The sequence below is a fragment of the Staphylococcus roterodami genome (assembly GCA_022493055.1).
Taxonomy (GTDB): Bacteria; Bacillota; Bacilli; order Staphylococcales; family Staphylococcaceae; genus Staphylococcus; species Staphylococcus singaporensis.
In genome coordinates, this window is record CP092781.1 from 1 (window position 1) to 20,691 (window position 20,691).

General features: G+C 33.7%; 14 protein-coding genes, 1 pseudogene, 1 riboswitch and 1 other annotated feature. Of the genes and pseudogenes, 14 read left to right on the forward strand and 1 reads right to left on the reverse strand.

Going from position 1 to position 20,691, the window contains the following annotated elements:
* Positions 1-518 precede the first annotated feature (518 nt).
* The 6 genes from dnaA to gyrA all read left to right on the forward strand — a co-directional run bounded on the left by dnaA (position 519) and on the right by gyrA (position 9,680).
* The gene (dnaA, locus tag ML436_00005; GenBank protein UMT78186.1) at positions 519-1,880 is read left to right on the forward strand and encodes a chromosomal replication initiator protein DnaA; all 1,362 of its coding nucleotides are present in this window, start codon (positions 519-521) and stop codon (positions 1,878-1,880) included.
* A 279-nt stretch (positions 1,881-2,159) separates the two neighbouring features.
* Positions 2,160-3,293, forward strand: coding sequence for a DNA polymerase III subunit beta (gene dnaN, locus ML436_00010; protein ID UMT78187.1), 1,134 nt, complete (start codon positions 2,160-2,162; stop codon positions 3,291-3,293).
* A 382-nt stretch (positions 3,294-3,675) separates the two neighbouring features.
* The gene (gene yaaA, locus ML436_00015; GenBank protein ID UMT78188.1) at positions 3,676-3,921 is read left to right on the forward strand and encodes a S4 domain-containing protein YaaA; all 246 of its coding nucleotides are present in this window, start codon (positions 3,676-3,678) and stop codon (positions 3,919-3,921) included.
* On the forward strand, positions 3,918-5,030 hold the full coding sequence (gene recF / locus ML436_00020) for a DNA replication/repair protein RecF (protein ID UMT78189.1): 1,113 nt from the start codon (positions 3,918-3,920) through the stop codon (positions 5,028-5,030). Before yaaA ends, recF begins: the two co-directional genes overlap by 4 nt.
* A 9-nt stretch (positions 5,031-5,039) precedes the next feature.
* Positions 5,040-6,974, forward strand: a complete 1,935-nt coding sequence (gyrB, locus tag ML436_00025) for a DNA topoisomerase (ATP-hydrolyzing) subunit B (GenBank protein UMT78190.1) — start codon at positions 5,040-5,042, stop codon at positions 6,972-6,974.
* A 36-nt stretch (positions 6,975-7,010) separates the two neighbouring features.
* Entirely contained in the window at positions 7,011-9,680 is a 2,670-nt protein-coding gene (gene gyrA, locus ML436_00030; protein ID UMT78191.1) for a DNA gyrase subunit A, read from the forward strand.
* 108 nt (positions 9,681-9,788) lie between these two features.
* On the opposite strand, the gene ML436_00035 is transcribed toward gyrA, so the two are convergent.
* Positions 9,789-10,601 (reverse strand): NAD(P)H-hydrate dehydratase, encoded by an 813-nt coding sequence (locus ML436_00035; GenBank protein ID UMT78192.1) that lies wholly within the window; start codon positions 10,599-10,601, stop codon positions 9,789-9,791.
* Positions 10,602-10,925: 324 nt separating this feature from the next.
* On the opposite strand from ML436_00035, the gene hutH reads away from it, so the two are divergent.
* The 8 genes and pseudogenes from hutH to rplI all read left to right on the forward strand — a co-directional run bounded on the left by hutH (position 10,926) and on the right by rplI (position 20,690).
* Entirely contained in the window at positions 10,926-12,440 is a 1,515-nt protein-coding gene (hutH, locus tag ML436_00040) for a histidine ammonia-lyase (protein UMT78193.1), read from the forward strand.
* A 72-nt stretch (positions 12,441-12,512) separates the two neighbouring features.
* Positions 12,513-12,728, forward strand: a binding site (T-box leader).
* An 87-nt stretch (positions 12,729-12,815) separates the two neighbouring features.
* A complete protein-coding gene (gene serS / locus ML436_00045) occupies positions 12,816-14,102 on the forward strand; it encodes a serine--tRNA ligase (protein UMT78194.1) in 1,287 nt (428 codons plus the stop codon).
* A gap of 581 nt (positions 14,103-14,683) precedes the next feature.
* A complete protein-coding gene (locus tag ML436_00050; GenBank protein UMT78195.1) occupies positions 14,684-15,379 on the forward strand; it encodes an AzlC family ABC transporter permease in 696 nt (231 codons plus the stop codon).
* Positions 15,376-15,707, forward strand: a pseudogene (locus ML436_00055) (AzlD domain-containing protein). The gene ML436_00050 and the pseudogene ML436_00055 overlap by 4 nt, the downstream one beginning before the upstream one ends.
* 208 nt (positions 15,708-15,915) lie before the next feature.
* A riboswitch (SAM riboswitch) is annotated at positions 15,916-16,014 on the forward strand.
* A gap of 58 nt (positions 16,015-16,072) precedes the next feature.
* On the forward strand, positions 16,073-17,041 hold the full coding sequence (locus ML436_00060) for an alpha/beta fold hydrolase family protein (GenBank protein ID UMT78196.1): 969 nt from the start codon (positions 16,073-16,075) through the stop codon (positions 17,039-17,041).
* 285 nt (positions 17,042-17,326) lie between these two features.
* The gene (locus tag ML436_00065) at positions 17,327-18,265 is read left to right on the forward strand and encodes a YybS family protein (protein UMT79452.1); all 939 of its coding nucleotides are present in this window, start codon (positions 17,327-17,329) and stop codon (positions 18,263-18,265) included.
* A 14-nt stretch (positions 18,266-18,279) separates the two neighbouring features.
* A complete protein-coding gene (gene gdpP / locus ML436_00070) occupies positions 18,280-20,247 on the forward strand; it encodes a cyclic-di-AMP phosphodiesterase GdpP (protein ID UMT78197.1) in 1,968 nt (655 codons plus the stop codon).
* Positions 20,244-20,690: a 50S ribosomal protein L9 gene (rplI, locus tag ML436_00075; GenBank protein ID UMT78198.1), complete on the forward strand. Its 447-nt coding sequence runs from the start codon at positions 20,244-20,246 to the stop codon at positions 20,688-20,690. Before gdpP ends, rplI begins: the two co-directional genes overlap by 4 nt.
* Position 20,691 lies beyond the last annotated feature (1 nt).

Consider the following 20,691-nt stretch of genomic DNA (forward strand, 5'->3'; position numbering starts at 1 on the left):
CGATTAAAGATAGAAATACACAACACATGCGCTGAAATTTCATTACATCTCTCATAGAATTCATCTCAAATCTATGTCTTTGCTTATTTTGAATAGCTTATACATTTCTTATACAAGTTCTATAAATTATTTCCCAAGCTGTTTTGTTACAAATGCGAATAACTTAAATATAAAAGAGAAAGTTATCCACTTATGCACACATACAGTTTTTGAAACTGTGGATAATTAAAAGTTACACACAAACTTATACTATTTTTAGCAACATATTCACAGCTATTTGACATATAGAGAACTGAAAAAGTATAATTGTGTGGATAAGTCGTCCAACTCATGATTTTATAAGGATTTATTTATTGATTTTTACATGAAAATCACTGTGCATAACTGATAAACATAAATAAGTTATCCACCGATTGTTATTAACTTGTGGATAATTATTAACATGGTGTGTTTAAAAGTTATCCACGGCTGTTATTTTTGTGTATAACTTAAAAATTTAAGAAAGATGGAGTAAATTTATGTCGGAAAAAGAAATTTGGGAAAAAGTGCTTGAAATTGCTCAAGAAAAATTATCAGCTGTAAGTTACTCAACTTTCCTAAAAGATACCGAGCTTTACACGATTAAAGATAGTGAAGCTATCGTATTATCGAGTATTCCTTTTAATGCAAATTGGTTAAATCAACAATATGCAGAAATTATCCAAGCTATATTATTTGATGTTGTTGGATATGAAGTGAAACCTCATTTTATTACTACTGAAGAATTAGCAAACTATAGTAATAAAGATGGTTCTACGGTAAAGGAAACACCAAAATCTTCTACAGAAACAACTGAAGATAATCATGTGCTTGGTAGAGAGCAATTCAATGCCCATAACACATTTGACACATTTGTAATCGGACCTGGTAACCGCTTCCCACATGCAGCAAGTTTAGCCGTTGCCGAAGCACCAGCAAAAGCGTATAATCCATTATTTATATATGGAGGTGTTGGTTTAGGAAAAACCCATTTAATGCATGCCATTGGTCATCATGTTTTAGATAATAATCCAGATGCCAAAGTGATTTACACATCAAGTGAAAAATTCACAAACGAATTTATCAAATCGATTCGTGATAACGAGGGTGAAGCTTTCAGAGAAAGATATCGTAATATCGACGTCTTATTAATCGATGATATTCAGTTCATTCAAAATAAAGTTCAAACGCAAGAAGAATTTTTCTATACTTTTAATGAATTACATCAGAATAACAAGCAAATCGTTATTTCGAGTGATCGACCACCAAAAGAGATTGCACAATTAGAAGATCGATTACGTTCACGCTTTGAATGGGGGCTAATTGTTGATATTACGCCACCAGATTACGAAACTCGAATGGCAATTTTGCAGAAGAAAATTGAAGAAGAAAAATTAGATATTCCACCAGAAGCTTTAAATTATATAGCAAATCAAATTCAATCTAATATTCGTGAATTAGAAGGCGCATTAACACGTTTACTTGCATATTCACAATTATTAGGGAAACCAATTACTACTGAATTAACTGCTGAAGCTTTAAAAGATATTATTCAAGCACCAAAATCTAAGAAAATTACAATTCAAGATATTCAAAAGGTTGTAGGTCAGTACTATAATGTTAGAATTGAAGATTTCAGTGCTAAAAAACGTACAAAGTCAATCGCATATCCGCGTCAAATAGCTATGTACTTATCTAGAGAGCTTACTGATTTTTCATTACCTAAAATTGGTGAAGAATTTGGCGGGCGTGATCACACAACTGTAATCCATGCTCATGAAAAGATATCTAAAGATTTAAAAGAAGATCCTATTTTTAAACAAGAAGTAGAGAATCTTGAAAAAGAAATAAGAAATATTTAAGTAGAAGGTATATGGGAAATAAAATCTGTTATATAACAGTAATATATAGAAGCTATCTTTTCGTTTATATTTAATAAATGAAATAGTAAGATGGTTAAAATCTATTTTGTGGATAATGTTTAAAAGTAATACACACCATACACAAGTTATCAACATGTGTATAACTTTGCAATTTCAGTGTTTTTAAGACTTATCCACTAATCCACAGCACCTACTACTATTACTAAGAACTTAAAACCTATATAATTATATATAAACGACTGGAAGGAGTTTAAATTAATGATGGAATTCACTATTAAAAGAGATTATTTTATTACACAATTAAATGACACATTAAAAGCAATATCACCAAGAACAACATTACCAATTTTAACTGGTATCAAAATCGATGCAAAAGAACATGAAGTGATACTAACTGGTTCAGACTCTGAAATTTCAATCGAAATCACTATTCCTAAAACTGTTGATGGTGAAGATATTGTCAACATTTCAGAAACGGGTTCAGTTGTGTTACCTGGACGATTCTTTGTCGATATTATAAAGAAATTACCTGGTAAAGATGTTAAATTATCTACAAATGAGCAATTCCAAACATTAATTACATCAGGTCATTCTGAATTTAATTTAAGTGGCTTAGATCCAGATCAATATCCATTATTACCACAAGTTTCTAGAGATGATGCAATTCAATTATCAGTAAAAGTACTTAAAAACGTGATAGCACAAACGAATTTTGCAGTGTCCACCTCAGAAACACGCCCTGTATTGACTGGTGTGAACTGGCTTATACAAGAAAATGAATTAATATGCACAGCAACTGACTCACACCGCTTGGCTGTAAGAAAATTACAATTAGAAGATGTTTCTGAAAATAAAAATGTCATCATTCCAGGTAAAGCTTTAGCTGAATTAAATAAAATTATGTCTGATAGTGAAGAAGACATTGATATATTCTTTGCTTCAAATCAAGTTTTATTTAAAGTAGGGAATGTAAACTTTATTTCTCGATTATTAGAAGGACACTATCCTGATACAACACGTTTATTCCCAGAAAACTATGAAATTAAGTTAAGCATAGATAATGGCGAGTTTTATCATGCAATTGATCGTGCATCATTATTAGCACGTGAAGGTGGCAATAACGTTATTAAACTAAGCACTGGTGACGAAGTAGTTGAACTTTCATCTACATCACCAGAAATTGGTACTGTTAAAGAAGAAGTTGATGCAAATGATGTTGAAGGCGGGAACTTAAAAATTTCTTTCAACTCTAAATATATGATGGACGCTTTAAAAGCAATTGATAATGATGAAGTTGAGGTTGAATTCTTTGGTACAATGAAGCCATTCATTTTAAAACCAAAAGGTGACGACTCAGTAACACAATTAATTTTACCAATCAGAACATACTAAAAAACAAACAATCATAAAGGATGACGTGATTATTTAAAACGTCATCCTTTATTTTTTTGAACAAGATTAAAATAAAAGGTCTAGAAATAAAGGTGACAGCATTTTAAATGGTAAATAAAAAGCTTGAATGAAAATTGTGATAGAAATGTCATGATTTAAATAATTGCGCTTAAATGCCCCTTAAATTTAAAATTTTAAATTGCTAACAGATAGATTGAAAATGATAGTAAGACTTGGTTGAAAAGGACTTCGAAATACAATTTAAAGACATTAAGAAAAATAATGAATAATTTATTCATATGTAAACGGTTTTTCCCTCTCTTTTAAATGAAATTTGTGACAAAAAAAGGTATAATATATTAATGACATACAAAGAAATGGAGTGATTATTTTGGTTCAAGAAGTTGTAGTAGAAGGCGACATCAATTTAGGTCAATTTCTAAAAACAGAAGGGATTATTGAGTCCGGTGGTCAAGCAAAATGGTTCTTGCAAGACGTTGAAGTATTAATTAATGGAGTGCGTGAAACACGTCGCGGTAAAAAGTTAGAACATCAAGATCGTATAGATATCCCAGAGTTACCTGAAGATGCTGGTTCTTTCTTAATCATTCATCAAGGTGAACAATGAAATTAAATACACTCCAATTAGAAAACTATCGTAACTATGATGAGGTTACGTTGAAGTGTCATCCTGATGTGAATATCCTCATTGGAGAAAATGCACAAGGAAAGACAAATTTACTTGAATCAATTTATACCTTAGCTTTAGCAAAAAGTCATAGAACGAGTAATGATAAGGAACTCATACGTTTTAATGCTGATTATGCTAAAATAGAAGGTGAGCTTAGTTATAGACACGGCACGATGCCATTAACAATGTTTATAACTAAAAAAGGTAAACAAGTCAAAGTGAATCACTTAGAGCAAAGTCGACTAACACAATATATTGGACACCTCAATGTGGTTCTATTTGCGCCAGAAGATTTGAATATTGTAAAAGGCTCTCCTCAAATAAGACGACGCTTTATAGATATGGAGTTGGGCCAAATTTCTGCTGTTTACTTAAATGATTTAGCTCAATACCAACGTATTTTAAAGCAAAAGAATAATTACTTAAAGCAGTTACAATTAGGCCAAAAAAAGGACTTAACAATGTTAGAAGTATTAAATCAGCAGTTTGCTGAATATGCATTGAAAGTAACTGATAAACGTGCGCATTTTATTCAAGAGCTAGAATCATTAGCGAAACCCATTCATGCTGGGATTACAAATGATAGGGAAACGTTGTCATTGAATTATTTACCTAGTCTTAAATTCGATTATGCTCAAAGTGAAGCGGCACGTCTTGAAGAAATTATGTCTATTCTAAGTGATAACATGCAAAGAGAAAAAGAGCGTGGAATTAGCTTATTTGGACCACATCGAGATGATATTAGTTTTGATGTAAATGGCATGGATGCACAAACCTATGGTTCTCAAGGTCAGCAACGTACAACGGCATTGTCCATTAAACTAGCTGAAATTGAATTAATGAATATCGAAGTTGGGGAATACCCCATCTTATTATTAGACGATGTACTTAGTGAATTAGATGATTCACGTCAAACGCATTTATTAAGTACAATTCAGCATAAAGTACAAACATTTGTCACTACGACATCTGTTGATGGTATTGATCATGAAATTATGAATAACGCTAAATTGTATCGTATTAATCAAGGTGAAATTATAAAGTAACAGAAAGCGATGGTGACTGCATTGTCAGATGTAAACAACACGGATAATTATGGTGCTGGGCAAATACAAGTATTAGAAGGTTTAGAAGCAGTACGTAAAAGACCAGGTATGTATATTGGTTCAACTTCAGAAAGAGGTTTGCACCATTTAGTATGGGAAATCGTTGATAACAGTATCGACGAAGCATTAGCTGGTTATGCAAACCAAATTGAAGTCGTTATTGAAAAAGATAACTGGATTAAAGTAACAGATAACGGACGTGGTATCCCTGTTGATATTCAAGAAAAAATGGGGCGTCCAGCAGTTGAAGTTATTTTAACAGTATTACATGCTGGTGGTAAATTCGGCGGTGGCGGATACAAAGTATCTGGTGGTTTACACGGTGTTGGTTCATCAGTAGTAAACGCGCTGTCACAAGATTTAGAAGTATATGTACACAGAAATGAGACAATCTATCATCAAGCATACAAAAAAGGTGTACCTCAATTTGATTTAAAAGAAGTTGGTACAATTGATAAAACAGGTACTGTCATTCGTTTTAAAGCAGATGGAGAAATCTTCACAGAGACAACAGTATATAATTATGAAACGTTACAGCAACGTATTAGAGAGCTTGCTTTCTTAAATAAAGGTATTCAAATTACGTTAAGAGATGAACGTGATGAAGACAATATTCGAGAAGACTCCTATCACTATGAGGGTGGTATTAAATCGTACGTTGAATTATTAAATGAAAAGAAAGAACCAATTCATGACGAACCAATTTATATACATCAATCTAAAGATGATATTGAAGTGGAAATTGCGATTCAATACAACTCTGGATATGCTACGAATCTGTTAACTTACGCAAATAATATTCATACGTATGAAGGTGGTACGCATGAAGATGGATTTAAGCGTGCATTAACACGTGTTTTAAATAGTTACGGTTTAAGTAGCAAGATTATGAAAGAAGACAAAGATAGACTTTCTGGTGAAGATACACGTGAAGGTATGACAGCAATTATATCTATTAAACATGGAGATCCTCAGTTTGAAGGTCAAACAAAAACGAAATTAGGTAACTCTGAAGTACGTCAAGTTGTAGATAAATTGTTCTCTGAGCACTTTGAACGATTTTTATACGAAAATCCACAAGTAGCACGTACGATTGTTGAAAAAGGTATTATGGCTGCACGTGCACGTGTTGCTGCGAAAAAAGCACGTGAAGTAACACGTCGTAAGTCAGCATTAGACGTTGCGAGTTTACCAGGTAAATTAGCAGATTGTTCTAGTAAAAGTCCTGAAGAATGTGAAATCTTCTTAGTCGAGGGTGACTCTGCCGGGGGGTCTACAAAATCCGGTCGTGACTCTAGAACGCAAGCCATTCTTCCGTTGCGAGGAAAGATATTGAATGTTGAGAAGGCAAGATTAGATAGAATTTTAAATAACAATGAAATTCGTCAAATGATTACAGCATTCGGTACAGGTATCGGTGGCGATTTTGATTTAGCAAAAGCACGCTACCATAAAATCGTAATTATGACCGATGCGGATGTCGATGGTGCGCATATTAGAACATTGTTACTTACATTCTTCTATCGATTTATGAGACCGTTAATCGAAGCAGGTTATGTGTACATCGCGCAACCACCGTTATATAAATTAACACAAGGTAAACAAAAGTATTATGTTTACAATGATAGGGAACTTGAAAAACTTAAATCTGAATTAAACCCAACACCAAAATGGTCAATTGCACGTTACAAAGGTCTTGGAGAAATGAATGCAGATCAATTATGGGAAACAACTATGAATCCTGAACACCGTGCATTATTACAAGTGAAGCTTGAAGATGCGATTGAAGCGGACCAAACATTTGAAATGTTAATGGGTGACGTTGTAGAAAACCGTAGACAATTTATAGAAGATAATGCAGTTTATGCAAACTTAGACTTCTAAGCGCTGTGAACTGAACTTTTGAAGGAGGATCTCTTGATGGCTGAATTACCTCAATCAAGAATAAATGAACGAAATATTACCAGTGAAATGCGTGAATCATTTTTAGATTATGCGATGAGTGTTATTGTTGCTCGTGCATTGCCAGATGTTCGTGACGGTTTAAAACCAGTACATCGTCGTATACTTTATGGATTGAATGAACAAGGTATGACACCGGATAAATCATATAAAAAATCAGCGCGTATCGTTGGTGACGTAATGGGTAAATATCACCCTCATGGTGACTCATCTATTTATGAAGCAATGGTACGTATGGCTCAAGATTTTAGTTATCGTTATCCGCTTGTTGATGGTCAAGGTAACTTTGGTTCAATGGATGGAGACGGTGCAGCAGCAATGCGTTATACTGAGGCACGTATGACTAAAATTACGCTTGAACTGTTACGTGATATTAATAAAGATACAATAGATTTTATCGATAACTATGATGGTAATGAAAGAGAGCCGTCAGTCTTACCAGCACGTTTCCCTAACTTATTAGCAAATGGTGCATCAGGTATTGCTGTAGGTATGGCAACCAATATTCCACCACATAACTTAACTGAATTAATCAACGGAGTGCTAAGTTTAAGTAAAAACCCTGATATTTCAATTGCTGAGTTGATGGAGGATATTGAAGGTCCTGATTTCCCAACTGCGGGTCTTATTTTAGGTAAAAGTGGAATTAGACGTGCTTATGAAACAGGTCGTGGTTCAATTCAAATGCGCTCTCGTGCGGAAATTGAAGAACGTGGCGGTGGTCGTCAACGTATTGTTGTGACTGAAATTCCTTTCCAAGTGAATAAAGCACGTATGATTGAAAAAATTGCAGAGCTAGTACGCGACAAGAAAATTGATGGTATTACTGACTTACGAGACGAAACAAGTTTACGTACAGGTGTGAGAGTGGTCATTGATGTTCGTAAAGATGCAAATGCTAGTGTCATTTTAAATAACTTATACAAACAAACACCTCTTCAAACATCATTTGGTGTGAATATGATTGCACTTGTAAATGGTAGACCGAAGCTTATTAATTTAAAAGAAGCGTTGGTACATTATTTAGAACATCAAAAGACAGTTGTTAGAAGACGTACGCAATACAACTTACGTAAAGCTAAAGATCGTGCCCACATTTTAGAAGGGTTACGTATCGCACTTGACCATATCGACGAAATCATTTCAACGATTCGTGAATCAGAAACAGATAAAGTTGCCATGGAAAGCTTGCAACAACGCTTCAAACTTTCTGAGAAACAAGCACAAGCAATTTTAGACATGCGTTTGAGACGTTTAACAGGTTTAGAACGTGACAAAATTGAAGCAGAATATAATGAACTATTAAATTATATTAGTGAATTAGAAGCAATTTTAGCTGATGAAGAAGTATTACTACAATTAGTTAGAGATGAATTAACTGAAATTAGAGATCGTTTCGGTGATGATCGTCGTACAGAAATTCAATTAGGTGGATTTGAAGACTTAGAGGACGAAGACTTAATTCCAGAAGAACAAATTGTAATTACACTAAGCCATAATAACTACATTAAACGTTTGCCGGTATCTACATATCGTGCTCAAAACCGTGGTGGCCGTGGTGTTCAAGGTATGAATACATTAGAGGAAGACTTCGTTAGCCAATTAGTAACGTTAAGTACACATGATCATGTATTGTTCTTTACTAACAAAGGTCGTGTTTATAAACTTAAAGGTTATGAAGTGCCTGAATTATCAAGACAATCTAAAGGTATTCCTGTAGTGAATGCTATTGAACTTGAAAATGATGAAGTAATTAGTACAATGATTGCTGTAAAAGACCTTGAAAGTGAAGACAACTTCTTAGTGTTTGCAACGAAACGTGGAATTGTAAAACGTTCAGCATTAAGTAACTTCTCAAGAATTAACAGAAATGGTAAGATTGCTATTTCATTTAGAGAAGATGACGAGTTAATCGCAGTACGTTTAACAAGTGGTCAAGAAGATATTCTGATTGGTACTTCTCATGCATCATTAATTCGATTCCCTGAATCAACGTTACGTCCTTTAGGTCGTACAGCAACTGGTGTGAAAGGTATTACACTTCGTGAAGGCGATGAAGTTGTAGGGCTTGATGTTGCTCACGAAAATAGTGTAGATGAAGTTTTAGTTGTTACTGAAAATGGTTATGGTAAACGTACGCCAGTTAATGACTATCGCTTATCAAACCGTGGTGGTAAAGGTATTAAGACTGCAACGATTACTGAACGTAATGGTAATGTTGTTTGTATTACAACTGTTACTGGTGAAGAAGATTTAATGATTGTTACGAATGCAGGTGTCATTATTCGACTAGATGTTGCAGATATTTCTCAAAATGGTCGTGCAGCACAAGGTGTTCGCTTAATTCGCTTAGGCGATGATCAATTTGTTTCTACTGTTGCTAAAGTAAAAGAAGATGCAGAAGATGAAACGAATGAAGATGAGCAATCTACTTCTACTGTATCTGAAGATGGTACTGAACAACAACGTGAAGCGGTTGTAAATGATGAAACACCAGGAAATGCAATTCATACTGAAGTAATTGATTCAGAAGAAACTGATGACGATGGACGTATTGAAGTAAGACAAGATTTCATGGATCGTGTTGAAGAAGATATACAACAAGCATCAGATGATGAAGAAGAATAACATAAAAAATAAGACTTCCCTTGAATGTAGGGGAGTCTTATTTTTATGCCATAGTATATAGCGTTTGGCCATTATTCTGGCATTTTAGTTAAGCAATCAATGAAATGATTAACTTTCTAATTGTTTCATTGCGTATGGTATTTCATTAATTAGTCTTGATGGTGGTACGACGTACATATCTTTTGCAAGATTTTCACCAATGAAACTATGTGTATATGTGGCACTCATAACCGCTTCTTTTAAATTATCAAATTGACCTACAAAACTTGTGATCATGCCAGCAAGAGTATCACCCATACCACCAGTAGCCATCGCAGGACTACCAATTGTCAATTTAAAGTCTTCATCTTTAAAGAAAATTTCAGTACCATGTTTTTTTAGTACAACTGTTGCACCTAAACGATCTACCGCTTCACGATTACGTTCATACGTTTGTTCCTCAATTGGAATACCTCTTAAACGTTCCCACTCTTTGAGGTGTGGAGTGAATATTACACGACAAGTAGGTAATTGCGGTTTAAGTTTACTAAAAATTGTGATTGCATCACCATCAACAATCAAGTTTTGATGTGGTTGTATATTTTGTAATAGGAATGTAATGGCATTATTCCCTTTAAAATCAACACCAAGTCCGGGACCAATAAGAATACTATCAGTCATTTCAATCATTTTCGTTAACATTTTCGTATCATTAATATCGATAACCATGGCTTCTGGACAACGAGAATGTAACGCTGAGTGATTCGTTGGATGTGTCGCTACAGTGATTAAACCACTACCGCTAAATACACATGCACGAGCCGCTAACATAATGGCACCACCTAAGTTAGCAGATCCACCAATTAATAAAATTTTGCCATAATCACCTTTATGTGAATCTTCTTTACGCTTAGGAATGTTAATAGAATTTAACGTTTCCATAGTGATATAACCTCCCATGTAAAAGCTTTTTCAAATATATTCAATTTTAAAAATATATAGTAAGTTTTAACAAAATGTATTATAAATATGTGAATTCATTATTATTTGTCGTTAAATACAATAGAAAATACTATACCTGTATATGCAATTCGTCAATAGATAAATTATTAAATATACTTTCAACAATATTAATATCCTTTAACACGTTACAATAGTGCTCTGATAATAGGTTATAAATGTACTTAAAACCATTGTTTCAATAAAAATGAAAACGTATACTTCAAGAAGGATGGGTTACTTAATATTAACAAGGGGGTAACATGTATGACATTATATTTAGATGGAGAAACACTAACAATTGAGGATATTAAATCATTTTTACAACAACAAACGAATATAGAAATTGTTGATGAGGCGTTAGAACGTGTTAAGAAAAGTAGAGATGTAGTTGAGCGTATTATTGAAAATGAAGAAACAGTTTATGGCATTACAACAGGATTCGGATTATTTAGTGATGTGCGTATAGACTCAACACAATACAATGAATTACAAGTGAACCTTATACGTTCACATGCCTGTGGATTAGGTGAGCCATTTTCAAAAGAAGTAGCACTCGTTATGATGGTATTAAGATTAAATACATTATTAAAAGGGCATTCAGGTGCAACTTTAGATCTCGTAAAACAATTACAATTCTTTATAAATGAGCGTATTATACCAGTGATACCGCAACAAGGTTCACTAGGTGCATCAGGAGATTTAGCACCACTATCACATTTAGCATTAGCATTAATTGGTGAAGGCAAAGTGTTTTATAAAGATGTAGAAATGGATAGTGCAGACGTATTAAAGCAATTAGACAGACCACCTTTGAACCTTCAGGCTAAAGAAGGATTAGCATTGATTAATGGTACTCAGGCAATGACAGCACAAGGTGTCATAAGTTATATAGAGGCAGAAGATTTAGGGTATCAATCTGAATGGATTGCAGCATTAACACATCAGTCGCTCAATGGGATTATAGATGCATATCGTCATGAAGTGCATGCTGTTCGAAATTTTCAGGAACAAATTAATGTAGCAGCTCGCATGCGCGATTGGTTAGAAGGTTCAACATTAACGACTCGACAAGCAGAAATTCGTGTACAAGACGCGTACACACTACGTTGTATTCCACAAATTCATGGCGCAAGTTTTCAAGTATTTAACTATGTTAAACAGCAATTAGAATTTGAGATGAATGCGGCTAATGATAATCCATTAATATTTGAGGAAGCAGATGAAACATTTGTCATTTCTGGTGGTAACTTCCATGGGCAACCGATTGCCTTTGCTTTGGATCATCTTAAATTAGGTGTAAGTGAATTAGCGAATGTATCTGAGCGTCGTCTCGAGAGACTAGTTAATCCTCAGTTAAATGGTGATTTACCAGCATTTCTTAGTCCGGAACCAGGATTGCAAAGTGGCGCAATGATTATGCAATATGCTGCTGCAAGCCTAGTTTCTGAAAATAAAACTTTAGCTCATCCTGCAAGTGTAGATTCTATTACATCGTCTGCGAATCAAGAAGATCATGTATCTATGGGTACCACAGCTGCTAGACATGGTTATCAAATTATTGAAAATGCAAGACGTGTGCTGGCAATTGAGTGTGTAATTGCATTACAAGCAGCAGAATTAAAAGGTGTTGAAAGTTTATCACCAAAAACACGTCGTAAATATGAGGAGTTTCGTAATATCGTGCCGTCTATTACACATGACCGTCAATTTCATAAAGATATTGAAGCGGTTGCACATTATTTAAAGCAATCTATTTATCAAACGTCTGAATGTCATTAAATCGACATGAAGTTAGTTCTTAATCGTTACTTGAAAAAGCAAATATAGTTTGCTATATTAAAATTAACTTAATAAGACATTGTTCGTAGGACAAGTAATATATGGTGCTTGATGTCAGAGAGCTTGTGGTTAGTGTGAACAAGAATCAACATATATATGAATCTACCTACTTATTGAAAGAACAATCGGTAATAACCGTTATTTTAGTGAAGTGCAATTTAGATTTTAGTGTGTAACTATATCTGAAATTGTTAAATAGGGTGGCAACGCGTAGACCACGTCCCTTGTAGGGATGTGGTCTTTTTTTATTTTCAAAAATAAAACGTATGTTATCCAATAATAAATGATAATTTTTTTGGGAAAGGATGAATGTTAATGTTAGATATTAAACTTTTTAGAAATGAGCCTGACAAAGTTAAGAGCAAAATTGAGTTACGCGGAGATGATCCAAAAGTTGTAGATGAAATTTTAGAATTGGATGAGCAACGACGTAAATTGATTAGTGCTACAGAAGAAATGAAAGCACGTCGTAATAAAGTAAGTGAAGAAATTGCATTAAAAAAACGTAATAAAGAAAATGCCGATGATGTAATAGCAGAAATGCGCACATTAGGTGATGATATTAAAGAAAAAGATAATCAATTAAACGAAATAGATAATAAAATGACAAGTATCCTTTGTCGTATTCCAAACTTAATTAGTGATGATGTACCTCAAGGTGAGTCTGATGAAGATAACGTTGAAGTTAAAAAATGGGGCACACCACGCGAATTTGATTTTGAACCAAAAGCGCATTGGGACATTGTTGAAGAATTAAAAATGGCTGATTTTGATCGTGCAGCTAAAGTTTCAGGTGCGCGTTTTGTATACTTAACAAATGAAGGTGCGCAATTAGAACGTGCTTTAATGAACTATATGATTACAAAACATACAACGCAGCATGGTTATACAGAAATGATGGTACCACAGCTTGTGAATGCAGATACAATGTATGGTACAGGCCAATTACCTAAATTTGAAGAAGACTTATTTAAAGTAGAAAAAGAAGGATTATATACAATTCCAACTGCTGAAGTACCTTTAACAAATTTCTATCGTAATGAAATTATTCAACCAGGTGTACTTCCTGAAAAATTCACTGGTCAATCTGCATGTTTCAGAAGTGAAGCGGGATCAGCTGGTAGAGATACAAGAGGATTAATTCGTTTACACCAATTCGATAAAGTAGAAATGGTACGTTTTGAACAACCTGAAGATTCATGGAATGCTTTAGAAGAAATGACAACAAATGCAGAAGCAATCCTTGAAGAATTAGGTTTACCATATCGTCGTGTTATTTTATGTACTGGTGATATCGGTTTTAGCGCAAGTAAAACATATGATTTAGAAGTTTGGTTACCAAGTTACAATGACTATAAAGAAATTAGTTCATGTTCTAACTGTACTGATTTCCAAGCGCGTCGTGCAAATATTCGCTTCAAACGTGATAAAGCAGCTAAACCTGAATTAGCACATACTTTAAATGGTAGTGGTTTAGCAGTTGGACGTACATTTGCTGCTATCGTTGAAAATTACCAAAATGAAGATGGAACAGTAACAATTCCAGAAGCTTTAATACCATTTATGGGTGGTAAAACACAAATTTCAAAACCAATTAAATAATTAAAGATTTACAGTAAAAAGTGGTGACGAATCTGTCATCACTTTTTTTGTGCGGAAAATAATATTATTGAGCCATTGAAAAAAACTCATAAGAATAAAGTTTTTCACACTATTGGTTAGATTAATTATAGAAACAACGATGAATCATCATGATGGACGAAATACATATTAACTATTCACCTTAGTTAATGATGCGATACAAATATACGACACTCGATGCATAAATAGGAAAAGTTATAACAAATTAATATTAACAGGATAGGGGAGTGGACAATATGTAGATATGGGAAGAAGGAATGAAGTGAATAGCATAAAAAATATCACAAAAGACGTAAAAGAATATTATTCAAACACTTTAATACAAGATGAAAACCTATAAAAAATAAGGGATGTCTTAAGTCTTTGTTCAAAAATTCTGACAAATAAAATACTACAACAAAGGTGCTTTTAAACTAACGTCAGTCTAACATCAGACAAACCGCAGTCTAACGTTATTACTTGTATGTGTGAAGTGTATTAGACTAGGTATATTATTTTTACATACTTATAAACATATAAAACGTTAAAGGGGGGTTGGACAGATGACATCGCATTTAAGTTTTAGGCAAGGCATAAAAGAATGTATTCCTACTTTGTTGGGATATGCAGGTGTTGGTATTTCATTTGGCATTGTAGCTGCATCACAAAATTTTAGTATTTTAGAAATTACATTGTTATGTCTTATTATATATGCTGGTGCCGCTCAGTTTATTATGTGCGCGTTGTATATTGCAGGAACGCCAATATCAGCGATTGTATTAACTGCATTCATTGTAAATTCTAGAATGTTTCTCTTAAGTATGTCGCTTGCGCCAAACTTCAAATCATATGGGTTTTGGAATCGTATAGGATTAGGTTCATTAGTAACTGATGAAACATTTGGTGTAGCTATTACACCTTATTTAAAAGGAGAACCTATCAATGATCGATGGCTGCACGGTCTGAATATAACGGCATATTTATTTTGGACAGTTTCATGTGTTGCCGGTGCTTTATTTGGAAAATATATTTCAAACCCGCAAGCATTAGGGCTAGACTTTGCTATCACAGCTATGTTTATCTTTTTGGCAATTGCACAATTCGAATCAATCACTAAGTCACGATTAAGAATATACATTGTATTAGTTATTGTAGTAATTGTAATGATGTTATCTTTAAGCATATTTATGCCTTCTTACCTTGCTATTTTATTTGCGGCAACAATTGCGGCTGCGTTAGGAGTGATGATGGAACGATGACAACAAATATGAATATGTTAATACTTATTTTATTGTGCGGTATCGTAACGCTACTAATTCGAATCATTCCTTTTATCATGATTTCTAAAGTACAGTTACCAGATGTCGTTGTTCGATGGCTTTCATTTATACCTATTACATTATTTACGGCACTGGTCATCGATAGTATCATTCAACAAACACCACATAGCGATGGATATACACTGAATATACCTTATATTATTGCGTTAATACCTACTGTTATTTTATCAATAATTACACGCAGTTTAACTATTACAATTATTAGTGGGATTATTATCATGGCAAGACACTAAGATTTTTCTTTTAAAAATACTTTAAAATCATTGAACAGATATTTAAACTTAGGTAAACTGATATTAATCAGAAAATTCTGATATACAAATTGTTTATAGCAATTTGGGAAATTGTACATATCAAACAATTTAGCTAATCTTATGATTTTGATAACAATGTTTTTCAAACGATAAAAAGTAATTCATGATTTAAACTCAACTAAACACATAACAATTTCATATGTCTTATTGTGAGAAGTTGAGGGACTTGGCCCTGTGATACTTCAGCAACCGACTTTATAGCACGGTGCTAAAACCAACGAGTTACTCGAATGATAAGTATATAAACTTCTTACTTTTCAATAGGGTAAGAAGTTTTTTATTTAAGGAGGAAAGGACAATGACAAATTACACAGTAGATACTTTAAATTTAGGGGAATTTATAACAGAATCTGGGGAAGTCATAGATAATTTACGTTTACGATACGAACATGTAGGTTATTATGGACAACCATTAGTTGTAGTTTGTCATGCATTAACCGGTAATCATTTAACATATGGTACTGATGATAATCCTGGATGGTGGCGAGAAATTATTGATGGTGGATATGTGCCCATCAATGACTATCAATTTTTAACCTTTGATGTCATTGGGAGTCCGTTTGGCTCAAGTTCACCTTTGAACGATGCTCATTTTCCTAAAAAACTAACATTACGAGATATCGTTAGAGCTAACGAATTAGGTATTCGAGCACTTGGATATGACAAGATTAATATATTAATAGGTGGGAGCCTTGGCGGTATGCAAGCAATGGAATTATTGTATAATCAACAATTTCAAGTAGATAAAGCTATCATTCTCGCTGCTACTAGTAGAACTTCATCATATAGCAGAGCTTTCAATGAAATTGCAAGACAAGCGATTCATCTTGGTGGTAAAGAAGGATTGAGTATTGCACGTCAGTTAGGTTTTTTGACATATCGGTCATCTAAAAGTTACGATGAACGTTTCACACCCGAAGAAGTCGTAGCATATCAACAACATCAAGGTAATAAATTTAAAGAGCGTTTCGACTTGAATTGCTATTTGACGCTGCTTGATGTTTTAGACAGCCACAACATTGACCGCGGTCGTACTGATGTAACGCATGTTTTTAACAATTTAGAAACAAAAGTGTTAACAATGGGATTTATTGATGATTTATTATATCCAGATGATCAAGTACGCGCCTTAGGTGAACGATTTAAATATCATCGTCATTTCTTTGTACCTGATAACGTAGGGCACGATGGATTCCTACTAAATTTTAATACGTGGGCACCTAATTTATATCATTTTTTAAATTTAAAGCATTTCAAACGTAAGTAATAGCATTTCGTTTTTTCTTAAAAATGAGACTTCTAAACTATAAATACTATATTTGAAAAAATTTAAAGAAGTGACTGTATCTAAAATGCGGTATCGTTATTGTTAAACATAGAAGCATAACGGCTTTAAAGGAGATGTCATAAAGACATTATAACAATCTATATGGCATGAGTTGTTAGTTACAAAATAAGAAAAATAGTAATCAATTAAATGTGATAGAAAGATATAACCTATAAATTGTTAATTTCTATTAAAGAGGTTAAAATAATAGCTATAGTTAAAAATATGGGAGTGGCTTATGTGTTTTCAAAAATACAACCTAAAGCAACAATGATTGCAACAATAATGTTGATATTTGTCGCTTTAGCTTTATATCAAATGCCTGGTTTAGGACTAGTATTTTCATTATTTGCAACCATACCAGGTATCATTTTATGGAATAAATCAACACAATCTTTTGGAATTAGTGCACTTATTACAGTGATTATAACAACTATTCTAGGTAATACTTTCGTGTTAAGTGCTATTATATTAGTCTTAATCGCAAGTTTAATTATCGGTCAATTATTAAAAGAAAAGACATCTAAAGAGAGAATTTTATACGTAACAACTGTAGCGATGAGTTTGATTTCATTAATCGCATTCATGTTACTTCAAACGTTCGGGAAAATTCCTTCCTCAGCAAGCTTAGTAAAACCTTTCAAACAATCACTTCATGAAGTGATTACGATGAGTGGCGTCGATGCAAATATGACCCAAATACTAGAAGAAGGGTTTAGACAAGCGACCGTTCAATTACCTGGTTTCATCATTATCATTACATTTTTTATTGTCTTAATTAACTTAATCGTTACATTTCCGATTTTACGAAAATTTAAAATCGCAACACCAGTGTTTAAGCCACTTTTCGCATGGCAAATGAGCGGGATTTTATTATGGATATATATTATTGTACTTGTATGCTTGTTATTTACAAGTCAACCAAGTGTGTTCCAGAGCATACTTTTAAACTTCCAACTTGTGTTATCATTAGTGATGTATATTCAAGGTTTAAGTGTTATTCATTTCTTTGGTAAAGCGAAAGGTTTGCCGAATGCAGTAACGATTTTACTATTGATTATCGGTACATTATTGTCACCTACGACACATATTGTAGGATTACTTGGTGTTATCGATTTAAGTTTGAATTTGAAGCGAATCATGAAAAATAATTCTAAAAAGTGAATAGAGGTGGAATAATGAATCGGCAGTCCACTAAGAAAGCTTTACTAATACCATTTCTCATCATGATTATTACAGCAATTGTTTTAATGGGTGTATGGTTTATCTTTAATAGTCTTATAGCATTAATTGCATCTATCGTTCTTGTCGTGATGATTATCGTTAGTGTCATTTTATTTAGACAAGCTTTAATGAAAATGGATAATTATGTAGATGATTTGAGTGCGCAAATTTCAACAACGAATAATAAAGCAATCAAACATTTACCAATAGGTATTATCGTTTTAGATGAAAATGACCATATCGAATGGGTTAACCAATTCATGACGGATCATATGGAAGCAAATGTTATTTCAGAATCTGTGAATGAAGTATTTCCTAACATTTTAAAGCAATTAGATAGAGTGAAGTCTGTTGAAATAGAATATAATCAGTATCATTTCCAAGTGCGTTATTCAGAGCATGATCACTGTCTCTATTTCTTTGATATAACTGAACAAGTACAAACAAATGAATTATATGAGAACTCTAAACCGATTATTGCGACATTATTTTTAGATAACTACGATGAGATTACGCAAAATATGAATGATACACAGCGTTCGGAAATTAACTCTATGGTAACGCGTGTGATTAGTCGATGGGCGACAGAATACAACATATTCTTTAAAAGATATAGTTCAGATCAATTTGTAGCATATTTAAATCAAAAAATATTAGCGGATTTAGAAGAGTCTAAATTTGATATTTTAAGTCAATTACGTGAAAAGAGTGTCGGTTATCGCGCTCAATTAACATTAAGTATCGGTGTTGGTGAAGGTACTGAAAACCTAATAGATTTAGGTGAATTGTCTCAATCTGGATTAGACCTAGCATTAGGACGTGGTGGCGACCAAGTTGCTATTAAGAGTATTAATGGCAATGTCCGTTTCTACGGTGGTAAGACTGACCCGATGGAGAAACGTACGCGTGTAAGAGCGCGTGTTATCTCACATGCATTAAAAGATATCCTTGCAGAAGGTGACAAAGTCATTATTATGGGACATAAACGTCCCGACTTAGATGCAATCGGTGCAGCAATTGGCGTATCTCGATTTGCGATGATGAATAATTTAGAAGCGTACATCGTATTAAATGAGTCGGATATTGATCCAACATTACGACGTGTTATGAACGAAATTGATAAAAAGCCAGAGTTAAGAGAGCGATTTATTACATCAGATGATGCTTGGGACATGATGACATCTAAGACAACGGTAGTGATTGTTGATACACATAAACCGGAGCTTGTTTTAGATGAAAATGTCTTAAATAAAGCGAACCGTAAAGTCGTTATTGATCATCATAGACGTGGAGAAAGCTTTATTTCTAATCCGTTGTTGGTCTATATGGAACCATATGCAAGTTCAACAGCTGAACTTGTAACAGAATTACTGGAATATCAACCAACAGAGCAACGTTTAACACGTCTTGAATCAACTGTAATGTATGCAGGTATCATTGTAGATACAAGAAACTTCACATTACGAACAGGTTCAAGAACGTTTGATGCAGCAAGTTATTTACGTGCTCATGGGGCAGATACGATTTTAACCCAACATTTCTTAAAGGATGATGTGGATACGTACATTAATCGATCTGAACTTATTCGAACAGTGAAAGTTGAAGATAATGGTATAGCCATTGCCCATGGTTCAGAAGATAAAATTTATCATCCAGTAACAGTTGCGCAAGCGGCAGATGAACTGTTAAGTTTAGAAGGTATAGAAGCATCGTATGTTGTTGCGAGACGTGAAGATAATTTGATAGGTATATCAGCACGCTCACTCGGTTCAGTAAATGTCCAGTTAACAATGGAAGCACTTGGTGGCGGTGGGCATTTAACTAATGCTGCAACACAACTTAAAGGTGTTACAGTTGAACAAGCGATAGCACAATTACAACAAGCAATTACAGAACAATTAAGTAGGAGTGAAGATGCATGAAAGTAATTTTTACACAAGACGTTAAAGGTAAAGGTAAAAAAGGTGAAGTTAAAGAAGTACCAGTAGGTTATGCAAATAACTTCTTATTGAAAAAGAATTATGCTGTCGAAGCAACACCAGGTAACCTTAAACAATTAGAGTTACAGAGAAAACGTGCAAAAGAAGAAAGACAACAAGAAATTGAAGATGCTAAAGCATTAAAAGAAACATTATCAAATATCGAAGTTGAAGTATCAGCTAAAACTGGTGAAGGCGGTAAGTTGTTTGGATCAGTAAGTACGAAACAAATTGCTGAAGCATTAAAAGCACAACACGATATTAAAATCGACAAACGTAAAATGGATTTACCAAACGGAATCCATTCATTAGGATATACGAATGTACCAGTTAAATTGGATAAAGAAGTTGAAGGTACAATTCGCGTACACACAGTTGAACAATAAA

Bases quoted from the DNA above. Each gene is read 5' to 3' on its own strand.
- dnaA (UMT78186.1), top strand. From the start codon at position 519: ATGTCGGAAAAAGAAATTTGGGAAAAAGTGCTTGAAATTGCTCAAGAA.
- dnaN (UMT78187.1), top strand. From the start codon at position 2,160: ATGATGGAATTCACTATTAAAAGAGATTATTTTATTACACAATTAAAT.
- recF (UMT78189.1), top strand. From the start codon at position 3,918: ATGAAATTAAATACACTCCAATTAGAAAACTATCGTAACTATGATGAG.
- gyrB (UMT78190.1), top strand. From the start codon at position 5,040: ATGGTGACTGCATTGTCAGATGTAAACAACACGGATAATTATGGTGCT.
- gyrA (UMT78191.1), top strand. From the start codon at position 7,011: ATGGCTGAATTACCTCAATCAAGAATAAATGAACGAAATATTACCAGT.
- ML436_00035 (UMT78192.1), bottom strand. From the start codon at position 10,601: ATGGAAACGTTAAATTCTATTAACATTCCTAAGCGTAAAGAAGATTCA.
- hutH (UMT78193.1), top strand. From the start codon at position 10,926: ATGACATTATATTTAGATGGAGAAACACTAACAATTGAGGATATTAAA.
- serS (UMT78194.1), top strand. From the start codon at position 12,816: ATGTTAGATATTAAACTTTTTAGAAATGAGCCTGACAAAGTTAAGAGC.
- ML436_00050 (UMT78195.1), top strand. From the start codon at position 14,684: ATGACATCGCATTTAAGTTTTAGGCAAGGCATAAAAGAATGTATTCCT.
- ML436_00060 (UMT78196.1), top strand. From the start codon at position 16,073: ATGACAAATTACACAGTAGATACTTTAAATTTAGGGGAATTTATAACA.
- ML436_00065 (UMT79452.1), top strand. From the start codon at position 17,327: ATGGGAGTGGCTTATGTGTTTTCAAAAATACAACCTAAAGCAACAATG.
- gdpP (UMT78197.1), top strand. From the start codon at position 18,280: ATGAATCGGCAGTCCACTAAGAAAGCTTTACTAATACCATTTCTCATC.
- rplI (UMT78198.1), top strand. From the start codon at position 20,244: ATGAAAGTAATTTTTACACAAGACGTTAAAGGTAAAGGTAAAAAAGGT.